Origin of the sequence: Microvirga sp. (assembly GCF_014699075.1) — a bacterium.
Taxonomy (GTDB): Bacteria; Pseudomonadota; Alphaproteobacteria; order Rhizobiales; family Beijerinckiaceae; genus Microvirga.
In genome coordinates, this window is sequence record NZ_JACXAB010000028.1 from 1 (window position 1) to 14,418 (window position 14,418).

A 14,418-nucleotide genomic window follows, 5' to 3' on the forward strand; every position below is an offset into this window, starting at 1 on the left:
ATTTGTTTGAGCCGCGAGAATGTTGGAACTTCCTCAGGGCAGCCGGATATGCGTCCGTTTAACCGTCCGATGCTCTAATTCCGTGGACGGAGGGAGCCGAACCAGAGGGTGACGGTCTCCTGTTGGGACGCTTGTCCCAGGACTATCAGTCACCATTGAGGCTGTCGCATCCCGGGTTTGCGGCGGCTCAGGCGTTCTGGCTGTGTCTGAGGCCGTCGTCGGAATGCGAAACCGGATCGCACGAGGTCATCCGGGACGGAGCAGTGCTGCACTCCGGCGGTCCAAGCGGCACGACCCATGGGTCCGCATGGCTCCTCCGTCCCGGAATGCCAAGCCAATGTCCTCAAGTGTCAAGCGCCCTGAGGATCCTCGGCCTAAGGTTTGCGGGATTCGGGAGGCTCGCCCGGCCGCGTATCTAAGGACGGGCCTTCCACCGTAGGCCGGGCGCTCGACGGGTTCCGGGTTCGCCTCTGCGCTTGAGAACGTGAGACGAGGGAGGGATATATGTTCACAGTCCATGATGCTCTTCGTTCCGGCCTGGTTGCCCTCGTGGTGATGTTCGCGCCGGGGCTGGCGGCACCAGGGTGGGCCGCCACCGGAACGGTCTACGTCGAGATCGCCAAGGCGGGGTTCATCGTTGGCGTCGGCGGCGGCAGGGGCACGCTCGTTTTTCAGGGACGGCGGTATCCGTTGAGTGTTGGCGGCTTGAGCTTCGGCGCGACGATCGGGGTATCGAAGGCTGACTTGGTCGGGCGCGCCTACAACCTGCGCCGGGCCAACGACATTGCCGGCACCTACACGGCCGTTGGCATGGGAGCCGCCGCCGGCGGGGGCGTTTCGAGCATTCGTCTGCAGAATGCGAGAGGTGTGGTTCTCGAGCTGCGCGGCCGCACCATTGGGCTGGAGCTGAATGCCAATGTGAGCGGCATCGAGGTCGGTCTGCGGTGAGCCGCGGGCTGCCTCAGCGGCCTGATACCGCCTCCCTGACGTGGACCAGCCTGTTGAGTTTCTGTTGGTCTACACCGAGCTCTCCCGCCCATTCGCTCAGGGCGGAGTTGTAGAGCCGGGCGAGGAAGCGCGTCGGGTCGTCCGCGCCGCCCTTCAGTCTCACGAGTTCGCTCAGGGCCTGCCTCAGCATCGTACGGTCTACAGCCATGGCCTCACCTGTTCCCCCGGTTTCCGGAGCAAGCAAATCTGCGGTTTGGAGCCCATGCCGTCAAACGTTCAAAAGGCTTACAAGATGCCTCCGATCCACGCCTGGCTGGAGCAACCTGAAGCGCGACACCCTGGTGCCCATGGCGAAGGCTCCGCTACCGGTGAGGGGCCCCGCATGGCCTTTGGTCTCAAAATGCCAAGTGCTTGTCCCGGACGATCAAGCGCGCCTTCCGGAACGGATCACAATGTGGCTCAGTCCGGACAGCATGCCTCGATCCACCTGTGCACCTGTCGGAAAGCGGAGGATCATCATGAACAAGCTTCTCTTGGCTCTGAGCGCCCTCGCAGCGGGCGCTATTCTGATCCCAGATATTGCCGAAGCCCAACGCGGCGGGCGCGGCGGCGGCGCCCGCATTGGTGGGGGTGGCGGCTTCGGCGGCGGCGGCTTCCGGGGTGGGGGAGGTTTTCGCGGCGGTGATTTCGGGGGCGGCTCCCGGATGTACGTACCGCGCACCGGCATGGGCGGCTCCCGGGTCGGGATGGGCAGTAGCTTCCGTGGAAGTGCCGTTGCTGTCCGGCCGGGGCGAGGCGATCTTCGTCAGGCGGCGATAAACAACCCTGGCCGCTTCGACAACCGTAGGGATTGGCGCGGCCGATATCCGAACTATGGCGGGCGATATCCCTATTACGGACGCTACCCATACTACGGGAATTACTATGGCGGCTGGGGCTGGGGCGCCGCCGGCCTGGCAACGGGAGCGGTGATCGGAGCGGCGGCCACGTACCCGTATTATAATTATCCGTACTCTACGTACCAGACGCCAGTGGCATCGGCCGGTGGCTACTGCGTGACCTCGGTCCGAACCTGCGCTCTGACCAACTCGGCGCCCGTTGGGGTCGGATGCTCCTGTCGCGCCCAAGGCGGACGAGCCCGTGGCACCGTGCAGTGATTGACCCACGTCGATGGCTAGCAGCCGGGCCGGGTGATCCTTCGATTCGTCGGAGGCCGTCGATCACAACGTTTTCCTGGTGCCGGGATCCTCCGACGCCAGCCCCCATACGTAGTGTTCTAGGATAGCCACCTTGCCAGTTTGAGAACGATGGTCGTCCGAAGCGCTCAGAGCGGATCGAACCCACGTTGAGGTGCGGGCCTCAGGTAAGCCGTTCCGCTGATTCGGCTTGAACCGCGGGAATTTGCGAATTGCTGGCCTGGTCCGCTTCCGGATCGATTAGAGCAAATCCTGCAAGCGCCCCCAGAATGACCAAGCCTCCCGCAATCAGGAGGGCTGTACGCACTCCGTCCGCCGGGTGGGTGCCGACGTCAAGCAACAGCCCTGTGACCACCGGGGCAAGGGGGCCGGCCAGCGTTGTGATTGCGGTAGTGATGCCGAGGGCGGCCCCGCGTTGCTCGACCGGCGTGACCTCGGCGACCAGCACGGGCCCAAGCACGGATATGACACTGCAGAGGGAGAAGGCGACCACGGTGCACACGATGATCGCCAGGGATCCCTCGGATCGCGCCAACAGGATGACGATCAGACCTGCGGCGAGGGTGCTGGCGCACGCCACCGCCCCGCACGCCAGCCGGCTCGGGACGCCGCGCCGCTTCAGACCGTCCGAAAGAATCGAGACGCCGGGCAGGATCACGATCTGCCCGAGGGACACCAGCATCATGATCCAACCGACCTGAGCTGGCGTGTAGCCGAAGGCCTGGGTCAGGAACGCGGGCAGCCAGACGACCGCCAGCGTCAGCAGCCAGTAGGCGCAGAAGCCGACAACCTGGACGCCGACAACCGTCCGGCACCTGAACAGCCGGCGGTAGGACAGGCGCGCCATGGTCTCGCCGGAGCTGACGTGATCCGGGGTGACGGGATCCCCGCGGGCCATCAATAACCATGCGGCGCACCAGACCAGGCCGATGAATCCGAGGAAACCGAAGGCGGCATGCCAGGACCACGTGGCAATAATGGCGACGATCAGGGGCGCCGCGATCCCGTTGCCTGCCAAAGCGCCGATGGCGATGAGGCTGGTCGGGACGGCGCGGCGATCGTTCGGGAACCACTTATAGGCGGCATGCAGGGCAACCGGATACGCAGGCCCTTCGCTGAAGCCGAGGGTGACCCGGTTCACGACCAGGGCGACCACCGAGACTGACAGCAGCATCGGCAGCTGGCACAGGGACCAGATCAGCGCCAGCGCGGCCAGCACCCACTTGCTGGCGACGCGGTTCACCAGGAACCCGCCGATGACGCCTCCTACCGAGAAGAGGGTAAAGAAGCTCGTCGCGATGAGGCCAAACTGACTGTGAGTCAGGCCGAGATCCTGCATGATCGGAATGGCCGCGAGGCCGAGCACCGCTCGGTCGGCGAAATTAATGAGCATGAACGAAAACAACAGGCCCACGACAATCCAGGCATGGGTCCGATCTGCTGCTCCAGCCGCGAGCGTGGTCTGCGGATGCGCCTGCTCCATAGCCCCGCTTCTTCCTTGTCGGAGAATGAGAATTTGCCACAACAGCGCCATTGACGCTATGGCCGAGGCTCAGTCCCGGCCAAGGTCTATTTCTGCGGTCAGGTACCAGTCAGGGCAGAATAACACACCTGCTGCTCGATTAAGGATCCATCCTTACACTCAGGTCCCGCTTCCTCCTGTTGCCTCAGCAGAATCATAGGAATCGAGCCGCCGGTCCAGAAGCGCCAGTGGGTGGGGCAACAAAGTAATATTATATTCCTATCAAAGCTGGCGAGTTGTTAAGGGAAATTTAACATCACGCTCCGCCCGTGCGGTCAGGTGTTGGAATTTGGCCACAGTATGTCAAAGATCCGACATGCCCGCGGATGAAAGCGCGTCTATTCGCTTGATCACGAACTCGTGCTGGATAATGTGGCTCCAGCGACGGGGGCACCCCAGTCGTGATCCTGGTGGGTTCGACCGAGAAGGCGAGCCGCCGGGTACTAGGGGAAAAGGGACGTGTTTAGGGCTTCGATGAAGTCACCGAGGCACAAAAACCCGGCCCCCCAGGGTCTCGAAACTTTGGAGGTTTAACCATGAAGCTCGCTAAGAGCCTCTTCCTCGGATCGGTCGCGGGTCTCGCGGCTGTTGCCGGAGCTCAAGCTGCCGACCTTCCCGTGAAGAAGGCTGCTGCTGTTGAATACGTCCGCGTCTGCTCCACCTACGGCGCAGGCTTCTTCTACATCCCCGGCACGGAAACCTGCCTTCGTGTTGCTGGCCGCGTCCGCGCTGAGTACCAGTACCTCGAGCCGCAGTTCCGCGAGGACAACGCGATCGGCTTCCGCGCTCGTGGCCGCGTTCAGCTCGACGCCCGCACCGCCACCGCTTACGGCCTGCTCCGCACCTTCATCCGTATGGAGATGGACCGCAACACCGGCGTGTACAACTCGCAGGTTGGCGCTGGCGCGTCCGGCATCTCGCCGAATATCGCTCAGGCCTACATCCAGTTCGGTGGCCTGACCGCTGGTCGTACGACCTCGTTCTTCGCCAACGGCGACCTGCCGAACGGCAACATCACCACGCTCCGCTTCTACGATTATCCGGACGTGAACCTGCTGGCCTACACCTTCTCCTTCGGCAACGGCTTCTCGGCCACCCTGTCGCTGGAAGAAGGCGCCTTCGCCGGCAACCGCCTGGGCGGCTTCAATCCGGTCACCGGTGCTCCTCTCACGTCCACGGCTGGCCAGCGTTGGCCCGACCTCGTCGGTAACGTGAAGTACGCCGGCACCTGGGGTTCGGTCCAGCTCTCCGGTGCTCTGCACGAGTCCCGCGCCTCCGCGTTCGACCCCATCGACGCTGACTTCATCGACAGCGAGCTCGGCTGGGCCGTCGGCCTTCAGGCTGGCCTCAACCTTCCGGCTCTCGGCGCTGGCGATGCTCTCTGGTTCGCCGCTGCCTATGCTGACGGCGCTCTTAACTACCTCGGCTTCGGCCCAACCGTAACGGGCGTCGGCGCTTCCGGCTCGCTCCGTGGCTTCGCTGTTCCGGATGCCTTCATCGGCGCCGATGGCGACGTCGAGACAGCCAGCGGTTGGCAGGTTGCCGGTGGTCTGCGTCACTACTGGGCTCCGACCCTGCGTTCGAACATCCACGGTTCGTATGCTAGCGTCGACTTCGACAGCGATGCAGTCGGCGCTGCTTTCCTCCCCGACTTCGACGAGTGGCGCGTTGGCGTCAACACCTTCTGGTCGCCGGTCTCCGGCCTGGACATCGGTGTTGAGGTGCTCTACGCCAACATCGACGTTGATAGCGTTGACCTTGAGAACGAAGACCGCTGGGAAGCTCGCTTCCGCGTTCAGCGCGACTTCTAATCGGCTCGTCTGATTGGATAGGAAAACCCCGGTGGCAACACCGGGGTTTTTCTTTTGGCTATCTCCCTCATTGAGGGGAGATGTTAAATATCGAAACCAGGATGCTGAGCCAGAGAGCATCGATGTCAGGCTCACCCCAGGAAAATTTCAACGACACCGATGCCCAACTGGCAGGATACGATGGTTAGGCTCAACAGGCCAAAGATGAGAAGCGTAAACCCCACCATGTGCTTTGACGGCTGGTCCGCGGATCCCGCGGGTTGGCTTGGACCATTGTCGTTGGCGGGGCGCTGCTTAGGGCGTGTGAGCTGCTGCACCGTCAGATTATGCATGGTGTGCGTCTTGATCGCGGCGTAGCATAGGCAAATCCCTCCGGCGGTTGACTCCACGGCCTTGGCTCGCAGCGATGCCACCCCCGCCAATCCACAGTTCACGAAAGCCGGAGCACGACATGGGTGGCGTCCGGCTGCCTTCGGGTCGTGATCCCAAGCCCGCTTGCCGCGAATACCTTCAGCATCGCAGTGTTCTCTGGCAGGACATCGGCAGCCAGCTCTTTGAGACCGGCCTGACGGGCAATCAGCGCCAGGTGGCGCATTAGATGTTCGGTCCCAAGGTGTGGTGTGTCGGATCGGCGATGAACCGATGCGGCTGCTCGGTCCAGGTTTTGCAGATGTACTCGTAGGGGGTGAGGCCCCGTAAGGTCTTGAGCCGCCTGGCATGGTTGTAGGCATCCAGGAACAGTTGCAGATGATGCCGGAGCTGGTCGTGGCTGTCGTAGTAGTAGCGCCTGACGGTGGCGTCCTTGATCGTGCGGTTCATCCTCTCGACCTGACCATTGGTCCAGGGATGGCGCGGTTTGGTCAGGCGATGATCGATGTCGTTCTGGGCACAGGCGTACTCAAAGGCATGAGCGCGGAAGATCTCGCCTCGTTCCATGGCTTCTTTGATCAGAGGGGCTGCCGAACTGGTGTTGCCAGGCGTGGTGAAGTGGGTGCCATTGTCAGTGAGCACGGTGCGCACCTTGTACGGCGCCGCCGCGATCAGCGCGCGCAGAAAGTCAGCAGCGACCTGTCTTGTGGCTTTCTCATGCAGTTGAGCGAAAGCGAACTTGCTGGTGCGATCAATGGCCACAAACAGGTGGAGCCGTCCTTCCTCCGTGTGCACCTCGGCGATGTCGATGTGGAAGTAGCCGATGGGATAAGCCTTGAACTTCTTCCTGGCCGGCTTGTCGCCGGTCACCTCGGGCAAGCGGCTGATACCATGGCGCTGCAGACAGCGATGCAGAGATGAACGGGTCAGGTGCGGGATGGTGGGCTGGAGCGCGTACAGGCAATCGTCCAGCGGCAGCAGGGTGTGACGGCGGAAGGCCACCACAACGGCTTCCTCCTCCAGCGTCAGTACGGTCGAACGAACCTGCTTCGGGCCCATGGGCGCATCTCTGAGGCTCGCGCGCTTACGCCATTTCTGCACCGTGGTGGGGCTGATGCCGTAGCGCCGAGCCAGAGCTCTTACGCTTTCTTGACCAACTTGGATTGCGCGACGAACTGCCTCTGTCGTGGTGGCGCTGCCGTGGAGAAGCTGTCCCATAAGCTGTCCCTCCAAGAGGAGATGATCGTACCACCACTTCGTGGGACTGAACATCTAGCGCAGCGCCGATGCCCTGACCCTGGTGGGCGTCGTCCACGGCGAAGGCAACCTCGGCCTGATCGGGCAGCCCCACATGTAGCGCGCCCCGCCGACGATTACCGTGTGCCCGTCTTCCTTCAGCACCGCGACGAGCGCGACGTGGCTCACGAAGTCGACATTCACGTAGAAGTCGACCTCCTGATCGGTGAAGCTGCGCTTGAAGGCGAAGAAGCGTCGATAAAGGGACCGATCGCTGGTCCGGCCGACAGTGGCGAGCATGTCAGCCCGATCCTCCGGCCGGAGGGCGCGGATCTCAACCCTGCGTCGGTCACGCAGGATCTCAATGGCCGAGTACGCCCGCGCCTGCATCACCGCCTCCTGGCCCCTCAACCCGCTCCGACGTGCGACTCGTCCTCACCGGTAGCGGCGGTAAGCCACGCGAGGTCCGCCGTAGCGCGGGCCGTAATAGCCTCGGTATGCGCCATAGGAGCGAGGTCCGCCGTAGCGCGGTCCATAGTAGACGCGTCGCGGGTAATAGCGTGGGCCATAATAGACCGGGCGCGGGTAGTAGCGTGGTCCATAGTAGACCGGCTGAGGATAATAGGCGGCGGAGTACCCCGGCCAAGGGCCATAGGCGGCATAGCCATATCCATACCCGTAGGCCGGATACCCGTACCCATAGGCGGGGGTAGTCGCGGCTGCGGTGATCAGGCCCCCGAGGATCGCTCCGCCAATGAGCCCTGCGGCGACGGTGCCGCCCCCGCCCCAGCCTCCATGACGATAGTACCCTCTGCGCCAGTGTTGCGCGTCTGCTGTTCCGGCACTGCCGCTCACGATGAGGGCGGCAGCGGCGAGAGTTGCGAGTTTCCTCATATTGGCCTCCACAGGCTTGTTACCCGCCCCCTTTTGTCTTTTCACTTGCGCTCAAAATCGAGACTACCGTCTCAGCCGTGACTTCTGCACCGTACCTCCATCGCCTCCGCTGTCACCAGGAGCGGTGTTGAGGCACAACCTAACTTGATTATCATCCGCGTCGCGCATGGTCAGGCAAACCTCCGCCTCTTCGAGACAATCCGCCGGATTGCCATAGCGGGCGCACAGCTCCTGGCTCTGCGCCCGGATGGTGTTGATGAGCCCATAGACGAAGTTGCCGCCTCCATCGGGCTTCCTCATCGGTTTGCGGGCGTCTGCTCTGGCGGAGCCGGACCGCTTTATCGAAGTCACGGCAGGCTTCGAGCCGACATCCTGCGTCTGCTGCGCCTGCCCGGACGAGGGGGAATCCGCCAAGACGGCAGTGGCCATGAGGGACAGGCCTAGCATATTCGCCGCCAGAATAGAGACGATCGGTTTTTTCCGAACTGCCCTCAAGTCGATCATCTTCGCTCTCCGCTACGGTGCCCGATGAAGGCTCGCGTGAGCGGCCCGCCAAGGAAACGGGGACAGGCCTGCAACCACGGTCGGTAGATGACTCCATATGCTAGGCGACACCTCCGCCGTCGCAATGCACCAGACTACATCAAACGGCTGGCGATGCTTGATCGCTTAAGACATGGTGTTGACACTTTAGGACGGACTGTCGGCCTCCGCCGCGGAGGCTGGAACGCTTGCCGAAGCTGCCGCTGCCTTCATTGCGAGCACCGCTGGTATAGGGTGCCGGTCGTATCCTGCTCATTGAAGTAGCGCTTGAGCGAACCGTCTGGCTGCGGTGCCATGAGAACCCTGACCTCGTCGCCGGCCACGGCGTTGGCGCAGTCGAGGGTGAGACGTTGACGCTCTCCGGCCGGACTCACCGATTTGATGCGACACGAGGCTTGAGGCGTCCTCAGCCGATTGCCGGAGATGGCAAAAGCAGGCGCAAAGATGTCGACCGGCTTTTTGAATGAAGCTCCTTTGCCCGCAGATGAGTAGACCTCCGCACAATCCGCACTGCCCGACAGCCAGGCGCCCTGGAACTTGGAAAGCCCTCGCTGCGCAACCGCGTCTGAGGGGACCAAGCCCAGGCATAGCCCGGCGGCAGCCAAGATCCCCGCAATTCTCATCGTGACCTCCGCACTGGCAGGACCCTTGGTCCCTGCTGTCCATCACGGAACCACTGTAGGCATGTCGCAGCACCATGCTTGACTGAAGGGGACAGTCACTTGCCAGTTTGGGCCATGGCGTGTGTCTGGTGCCGGGTGGCATGGCCTTCACCAGAGCTGCGCGGATCCGAGGACCTCGAGGAGATGCGAGATCGCCACAGCGGCAGGAGCGGCAGGATGCTCATCAGCTGAGGTTGCGGCGAACGCCGGGATCAGTGATGGCGTTCTCAGTTCCTACATCCCGTCTCGGTGATCTGTTCGCCAAGCGCCGGTGCCTTGGTGGCCTAAACTGTCAAGAGATTGTCCGCTCCAATCAAGCAGGGTGTTCCGCATGAGCTAGGCTTCTAGGGGAGGGCAGAGAGGTCATGAAGCCCCTTTCTGCGGCGCGGCCAGTCGGGGTCAGCCATCGCCATGGGTCGGGCCAACCGTCCCGCCCTCAGCATCGGGATCGCCTTGGGAAGCTGCGTGCAGATCGCCCTTTTCGTCGCTCCGGTCCTCGTTCTGGCCGCGCCAGCCATGGAACAGCCGCAGTTCCGGCTGGTGTTCTCACAGGCCGAGATGTGGATGCTGTTCGAGGCGGTGCTGCTCGGGGCGACCGTGACAACGACAGGCCAATCGAACTGGTTCAAGGGGGCGCAACTGCTCGCGCTCTACCTGATCATCACGGCCATCCTGTACCTGATCCCGGCAGCCGCGTCGTAGAAGGTGAGCCATGTTGCGACAGCTCCTAGTCGGCAGTGCCGTCAGCCTGGGCAACATCGCGATCCATGCAGTCGTGATGGCATGTGTTGTGAGCACCGCTCGCCGTGCCCTGAAATGGGATCGCGGACCGCGCCAAACCTGGCTTGCTTCTGTCATGGTTGCGATAGTCGGGGTGCTGCTGATCGCCCATGTTGCCGAGGTGCTCACATGGTCGCTCGCCTATGGAATGCTGGAGGTGATTCCTCCCGGAGCCGACGTGTTGTACTTCGCATTCGTCAACTACACGACATTAGGTTATGGCGACGTCGTGCCGGTGGAGCACTGGCGCTGGCTCGGGCCGATGGCAGCCATGAACGGCGTGTTGCTGTTCGGCTGGTCGACTGCGGTCATCTTCGAGGTGCTGCGTCAGGCCATGCGCAGCCGTGACCGAAGCGGCGATTCATGAGGATCGAACCCATCGCCACAGGACTGCGCCACTGCGATCATCGGCTGACGTCATCCTCCGCAGTGCAGAAAGGTTCGTATCTGGCTGCTCTGGACGGAAAGCAGCTAAAGCGTCGTCCTGATCCTTGACTTCAACCTGGATGTGGGTGCGCACCCAAAGTTCCACGCGGCTGCGCCTGCCGCGTCCGTCGCTCAGGAGAGTGCGCCGGCGAGGAAGCGGGCAACGCACATCTTTCAATCTGAGTCCTATAGCGCCCAATAGCTAGATGTTCGGTCCCAAGGTGTGGTGTGTCGGATCGGCGATGAACCGATGCGGCTGCTCGGTCCAGGTTTTGCAGATGTACTCGTAGGGGGTGAGGCCCCGTAAGGTCTTGAGCCGCCTGGCATGGTTGTAGGCATCCAGGAACAGTTGCAGATGATGCCGGAGCTGGTCGTGGCTGTCGTAGTAGTAGCGCCTGACGGTGGCGTCCTTGATCGTGCGGTTCATCCTCTCGACCTGACCATTGGTCCAGGGATGGCGCGGTTTGGTCAGGCGATGATCGATGTCGTTCTGGGCACAGGCGTACTCAAAGGCATGAGCGCGGAAGATCTCGCCTCGTTCCATGGCTTCTTTGATCAGAGGGGCTGCCGAACTGGTGTTGCCAGGCGTGGTGAAGTGGGTGCCATTGTCAGTGAGCACGGTGCGCACCTTGTACGGCGCCGCCGCGATCAGCGCGCGCAGAAAGTCAGCAGCGACCTGTCTTGTGGCTTTCTCATGCAGTTGAGCGAAAGCGAACTTGCTGGTGCGATCAATGGCCACAAACAGGTGGAGCCGTCCTTCCTCCGTGTGCACCTCGGCGATGTCGATGTGGAAGTAGCCGATGGGATAAGCCTTGAACTTCTTCCTGGCCGGCTTGTCGCCGGTCACCTCGGGCAAGCGGCTGATACCATGGCGCTGCAGACAGCGATGCAGAGATGAACGGGTCAGGTGCGGGATGGTGGGCTGGAGCGCGTACAGGCAATCGTCCAGCGGCAGCAGGGTGTGACGGCGGAAGGCCACCACAACGGCTTCCTCCTCCAGCGTCAGTACGGTCGAACGAACCTGCTTCGGGCCCATGGGCGCATCTCTGAGGCTCGCGCGCTTACGCCATTTCTGCACCGTGGTGGGGCTGATGCCGTAGCGCCGAGCCAGAGCTCTTACGCTTTCTTGACCAACTTGGATTGCGCGACGAACTGCCTCTGTCGTGGTGGCGCTGCCGTGGAGAAGCTGTCCCATAAGCTGTCCCTCCAAGAGGAGATGATCGTACCACCACTTCGTGGGACTGAACATCTAGTAAGCCAAGCCGCGCATAGGCATTGCGCTTCCCCCAAAGCTGTCATTGCGAATCCCGGGTGACTGGGTGGTTTGGGACGCGACGTAGTTCGGTGTCCGCGATTCCGATCCGGAACCTGACATGCATCCTGTCAGCAAGGCGTTTGCCGCGAGTACGGCGATGATCATTTTCATGGAACCTCCTTATTATGCCGTGCTGAGGATCTGCTTCGGCACGGTCTGCAGAACCGTCAGCCTCGATCTGGGTGATTGCCACCACGGACAAGCCGACGGCGATACCGAGCGGCATGCACATTATGATCAGCCCAAGCATGATCCTCTCCGTGAAAGAACCCCGTCTAGATTCACTAAACGGGGTGCCGTCAGCGAAAGTCTCCGTGCGGGAGCAGAGGGAGACCTTCGGAGGAGGACCATGTCTCACCCCAGAGCGGGCTGCTTGACACATCGAGACAGTGACTAAACCCTTTAGGACACGCAGCCTTCCGGGACAGAGTTCTCTTTGTTTCTGACGAAATTGAGTGACGCTCTGATGCCCGCTTTGCCACTGTGTTCGGGATCATCCATCGGCAGCTTGCGCCAAGCCAAGTGACGACGTGCGGAGCCGCGCAACGAAGTCCCACCGGCACGGCCACCATACGAAGACCAATAATCAGGATTAAAGCTGTTGCTTTCTGCAGCTCTGGAGTTCGCTATGTACGTCGTCATCCGCAAGTTCAACCGCATGAGTTCGGTCGCTGAAGCTGCCCGTCGCGCGGAGAGCGGTCTTGGCCAGATGCTCAAGCAAACGCCTGGGTTTCAGGGCTACTGTGTGTTCGATGCCGGTGATGGGGTAGGTGGTTCGATCAGCTTGTTTGAGAACCGCGAGGCTGCACTTGCAGCCAACGAGAAGGCATTGGTCTGGATCCGGGCGAGCCTGACGGATGTCATTGATGGCGAGCCTGAGATCACCATGGGTGAGGTGCTGGCCACCGTGACACCTTGAACAGGGCTGTTTCTGTTCTCCGGCCGGGATTGCAGAGGGATCAACATAAAGCTCCGATACTCAGAAATCGAGATCTGCCGAAGGCTTGTTCCCGCTCGTCGTGCTGTTAGCGCCTCACTGACGCGCTCTCTCGCCCGTCAATCTGTTGGCCAATCAGCGCAATGGCGCGCTGGTAGACGGAAGCGGCGTTCCAGGCCTGGATCGCACTGAAGTTGGCTTCGCCCGGTTGGTAACCTGCACCGGCGCGCCAGCCATGGGCCTTGAGGAAGTTGGCCGTCGAGGCGAGAGCATTGGCTGCGATGTTGAGATCGCCGCCGGTGCCATAGTTCAGGATGCTCTTGGGCAGGAACTGGGTCTGGCCGATCTCGCCGTGCATGGAGCCACGTGTGCCCGCAGAGAGAACGCCACGATCGATCAGGGTCAGAGTGGCGTAGAGCTGTTCGGTGAAGAATGCTGAACGACGGCAGTCGTAGGCGAGCGTTGCGACAGCCGAGAGCGTGTTCTGGTTTCCACGCTGCCGCCCAAAGGCCGTCTCCATGCCCCAGATCGCCAGGAGCGGCCCTGGCGGGACGCCATAGCGTTGCTCAAGGGATGTGAAGAGCGCCGCCTGAGACTGCTTGAGCGAGCGCCCCCTCGCGACGATCGTTGGAGCGCCCCGCTTGGCGAGAAACTGCTCGAGCGACAATCGAAAACTTCTCTGGCTACGGTCAGCCGTGATCGTGGCACTCGCGTAGTCAGCATTCATGAGAGCTGCAAGTGCAGAGGAGCTGACACCCTGTGTCCGGGCTTCGTCGGCAAACTGACGCTTCCAGACCTCGAAGCCGCCCGCCGTGCTACCGCACTGAGCTGCGATTGCGGTGTTGCCCATCCCCAAGAGCGACACCAAGACCGCTCCGGCCAACATTGTGAGCACTCTGCCGATGATCATCATATATCCTCTCACGTCCGCTATGTGGGATGGAATACTGCCGCGCTATCATGACCGAGATGAGGCGCCACCAGTGGCTTCCGCGCTCCTCAAGGCCGATCCGATGGTGCGAGCGCTCCTGGAGGAGCGGATCAGCCACCAGACGGCCCGTCCGGGATGCGAGTTCTCCGACGATGTTCGACGACTGCTACGCACGCAGCTGACGAGCAAGCATTGCTCGGCCGATCACACCGCTGAACTGCTGGCGATGCACCGGCGCACCCTGAGCCGCCGTCTGCAAAGAGGCGGCATGGGCTACAGAGCCACTGCTAACGAGATCCGGTTCGAGATTGCCCGTCAGTTGCTGGGGGATACCGAGCTGCCGCTCAGTCAGATCGCGGCGGCGCTGGGCTATTCCGAGGCGATCGCCTTCACCCGCGCCTTCCGGCGCTGGTCGGGCCGGACGCCCAACGCATGGCGGGCTGTTGGTCAGCAGTCAATGACATGCCAGCGTCTCAAACTGTCAAGGGATTGTCCTCAGCGGTCAAGCATGGGGTTCCGGCCGCGTTAGAGTGACCGTCAAAGGCATGCGAACCCAGGCCCGCCAAAAACGAGCCGCCGATCACCCCACCCGCAAAGCGTGCTCCGGACAAGGCACCCTCGACTGGCCGAACACCGTCCCCTGACCCGGATTAAAGATATTTGATGAGGCACAAATGCGAGGATTGCGCGCAACCTGCACGAGAGTCGGCCAAGCTATTCTGATCGTGGGGCGATGACGATGGCGTTCCAGGTGGTTGTGCAAACATCATCCCAGCCGCGGCCCGCCGGGGCTAATGCCGTCCGAATCCAGCTCCGCTGATCTGATGCCCAACCGACGCATTCTTCTG

The 14,418-nt window shown here is 62.1% G+C and carries 17 protein-coding genes; 8 read left to right on the forward strand and 9 right to left on the reverse strand.

From position 1 onward, the window contains the following. Nucleotides 1-504 precede the first annotated feature (504 nt). Nucleotides 505-948, forward strand: coding sequence for a hypothetical protein (locus IC232_RS23120; protein ID WP_190847313.1), 444 nt, complete (start codon nt 505-507; stop codon nt 946-948). A 13-nt stretch (nt 949-961) separates the two neighbouring features. Here the strand turns inward: IC232_RS23120 and IC232_RS23125 are convergent, their stop codons facing one another. Beyond that, nucleotides 962-1,156, reverse strand: coding sequence for a hypothetical protein (locus IC232_RS23125; RefSeq protein WP_190847314.1), 195 nt, complete (start codon nt 1,154-1,156; stop codon nt 962-964). 310 nt (nt 1,157-1,466) lie between these two features. Here IC232_RS23125 and IC232_RS23130 point away from each other — a divergent pair, with 310 nt between their 5' ends. Continuing rightward, on the forward strand, nt 1,467-2,105 hold the full coding sequence (locus IC232_RS23130; protein ID WP_190847315.1) for a hypothetical protein: 639 nt from the start codon (nt 1,467-1,469) through the stop codon (nt 2,103-2,105). Nucleotides 2,106-2,307: 202 nt separating this feature from the next. On the opposite strand, the gene IC232_RS23135 is transcribed toward IC232_RS23130, so the two are convergent. After that, nucleotides 2,308-3,627: an MFS transporter gene (locus IC232_RS23135; RefSeq protein WP_190847316.1), complete on the reverse strand. Its 1,320-nt coding sequence runs from the start codon at nt 3,625-3,627 to the stop codon at nt 2,308-2,310. A gap of 575 nt (nt 3,628-4,202) precedes the next feature. Here IC232_RS23135 and IC232_RS23140 point away from each other — a divergent pair. Both IC232_RS23140 and IC232_RS23145 read left to right on the forward strand, forming a co-directional pair. Further along, nucleotides 4,203-5,477, forward strand: a complete 1,275-nt coding sequence (locus IC232_RS23140; RefSeq protein ID WP_190847317.1) for a porin — start codon at nt 4,203-4,205, stop codon at nt 5,475-5,477. Nucleotides 5,478-5,928: 451 nt separating this feature from the next. Beyond that, nucleotides 5,929-6,075 (forward strand): hypothetical protein, encoded by a 147-nt coding sequence (locus tag IC232_RS23145; RefSeq protein ID WP_190847318.1) that lies wholly within the window; start codon nt 5,929-5,931, stop codon nt 6,073-6,075. Here IC232_RS23145 and IC232_RS23150 read toward each other — a convergent pair. The 5 genes from IC232_RS23150 to IC232_RS33125 all read right to left on the reverse strand — a co-directional run bounded on the left by IC232_RS23150 (nt 6,072) and on the right by IC232_RS33125 (nt 8,893). Further along, a complete protein-coding gene (locus IC232_RS23150; RefSeq protein ID WP_190847319.1) occupies nt 6,072-7,064 on the reverse strand; it encodes an IS481 family transposase in 993 nt (330 codons plus the stop codon). The two genes, IC232_RS23145 and IC232_RS23150, sit on opposite strands and share 4 nt — an antisense overlap. A 54-nt stretch (nt 7,065-7,118) precedes the next feature. Further along, complete coding sequence (locus IC232_RS23155; protein ID WP_190847320.1) at nt 7,119-7,472, reverse strand: hypothetical protein; 354 nt, start codon at nt 7,470-7,472, stop codon at nt 7,119-7,121. 45 nt (nt 7,473-7,517) lie between these two features. Next, on the reverse strand, nt 7,518-7,976 hold the full coding sequence (locus tag IC232_RS23160; RefSeq protein WP_190847321.1) for a hypothetical protein: 459 nt from the start codon (nt 7,974-7,976) through the stop codon (nt 7,518-7,520). Nucleotides 7,977-8,039: 63 nt separating this feature from the next. Beyond that, on the reverse strand, nt 8,040-8,480 hold the full coding sequence (locus IC232_RS23165; RefSeq protein ID WP_190847322.1) for a hypothetical protein: 441 nt from the start codon (nt 8,478-8,480) through the stop codon (nt 8,040-8,042). Between the two features lie 248 nt (nt 8,481-8,728). Next, complete coding sequence (locus tag IC232_RS33125; protein WP_312895225.1) at nt 8,729-8,893, reverse strand: hypothetical protein; 165 nt, start codon at nt 8,891-8,893, stop codon at nt 8,729-8,731. Nucleotides 8,894-9,592: 699 nt separating this feature from the next. Here IC232_RS33125 and IC232_RS23175 point away from each other — a divergent pair. After that, nucleotides 9,593-9,883 (forward strand): hypothetical protein, encoded by a 291-nt coding sequence (locus tag IC232_RS23175; protein ID WP_246812357.1) that lies wholly within the window; start codon nt 9,593-9,595, stop codon nt 9,881-9,883. A gap of 10 nt (nt 9,884-9,893) precedes the next feature. Further along, nucleotides 9,894-10,328: a potassium channel family protein gene (locus IC232_RS23180; RefSeq protein WP_190847324.1), complete on the forward strand. Its 435-nt coding sequence runs from the start codon at nt 9,894-9,896 to the stop codon at nt 10,326-10,328. Nucleotides 10,329-10,589: 261 nt separating this feature from the next. Here IC232_RS23180 and IC232_RS23185 read toward each other — a convergent pair whose 3' ends face one another. Further along, nucleotides 10,590-11,582 (reverse strand): IS481 family transposase, encoded by a 993-nt coding sequence (locus IC232_RS23185; RefSeq protein WP_190847319.1) that lies wholly within the window; start codon nt 11,580-11,582, stop codon nt 10,590-10,592. Between the two features lie 748 nt (nt 11,583-12,330). Here IC232_RS23185 and IC232_RS23190 point away from each other — a divergent pair. Continuing rightward, complete coding sequence (locus IC232_RS23190) at nt 12,331-12,621, forward strand: hypothetical protein (protein WP_190847325.1); 291 nt, start codon at nt 12,331-12,333, stop codon at nt 12,619-12,621. 106 nt (nt 12,622-12,727) lie between these two features. Here the strand turns inward: IC232_RS23190 and IC232_RS23195 are convergent, their stop codons facing one another. Next, nucleotides 12,728-13,549: a lytic murein transglycosylase gene (locus IC232_RS23195; RefSeq protein ID WP_190847356.1), complete on the reverse strand. Its 822-nt coding sequence runs from the start codon at nt 13,547-13,549 to the stop codon at nt 12,728-12,730. A gap of 73 nt (nt 13,550-13,622) precedes the next feature. On the opposite strand from IC232_RS23195, the gene IC232_RS33130 reads away from it, so the two are divergent. Beyond that, nucleotides 13,623-14,099, forward strand: a complete 477-nt coding sequence (locus IC232_RS33130) for an AraC family transcriptional regulator (RefSeq protein ID WP_312895226.1) — start codon at nt 13,623-13,625, stop codon at nt 14,097-14,099. Nucleotides 14,100-14,418 lie beyond the last annotated feature (319 nt).

Coding starts and splice junctions, on each gene's coding strand:
- IC232_RS23120 (WP_190847313.1), top strand. CDS start 505: ATGTTCACAGTCCATGATGCTCTTCGTTCCGGCCTGGTTGCCCTCGTG.
- IC232_RS23125 (WP_190847314.1), bottom strand. CDS start 1,156: ATGGCTGTAGACCGTACGATGCTGAGGCAGGCCCTGAGCGAACTCGTG.
- IC232_RS23130 (WP_190847315.1), top strand. CDS start 1,467: ATGAACAAGCTTCTCTTGGCTCTGAGCGCCCTCGCAGCGGGCGCTATT.
- IC232_RS23135 (WP_190847316.1), bottom strand. CDS start 3,627: ATGGAGCAGGCGCATCCGCAGACCACGCTCGCGGCTGGAGCAGCAGAT.
- IC232_RS23140 (WP_190847317.1), top strand. CDS start 4,203: ATGAAGCTCGCTAAGAGCCTCTTCCTCGGATCGGTCGCGGGTCTCGCG.
- IC232_RS23145 (WP_190847318.1), top strand. CDS start 5,929: ATGGGTGGCGTCCGGCTGCCTTCGGGTCGTGATCCCAAGCCCGCTTGC.
- IC232_RS23150 (WP_190847319.1), bottom strand. CDS start 7,064: ATGGGACAGCTTCTCCACGGCAGCGCCACCACGACAGAGGCAGTTCGT.
- IC232_RS23155 (WP_190847320.1), bottom strand. CDS start 7,472: ATGCAGGCGCGGGCGTACTCGGCCATTGAGATCCTGCGTGACCGACGC.
- IC232_RS23160 (WP_190847321.1), bottom strand. CDS start 7,976: ATGAGGAAACTCGCAACTCTCGCCGCTGCCGCCCTCATCGTGAGCGGC.
- IC232_RS23165 (WP_190847322.1), bottom strand. CDS start 8,480: ATGATCGACTTGAGGGCAGTTCGGAAAAAACCGATCGTCTCTATTCTG.
- IC232_RS23175 (WP_246812357.1), top strand. CDS start 9,593: ATGGGTCGGGCCAACCGTCCCGCCCTCAGCATCGGGATCGCCTTGGGA.
- IC232_RS23180 (WP_190847324.1), top strand. CDS start 9,894: ATGTTGCGACAGCTCCTAGTCGGCAGTGCCGTCAGCCTGGGCAACATC.
- IC232_RS23185 (WP_190847319.1), bottom strand. CDS start 11,582: ATGGGACAGCTTCTCCACGGCAGCGCCACCACGACAGAGGCAGTTCGT.
- IC232_RS23190 (WP_190847325.1), top strand. CDS start 12,331: ATGTACGTCGTCATCCGCAAGTTCAACCGCATGAGTTCGGTCGCTGAA.
- IC232_RS23195 (WP_190847356.1), bottom strand. CDS start 13,549: ATGATCATCGGCAGAGTGCTCACAATGTTGGCCGGAGCGGTCTTGGTG.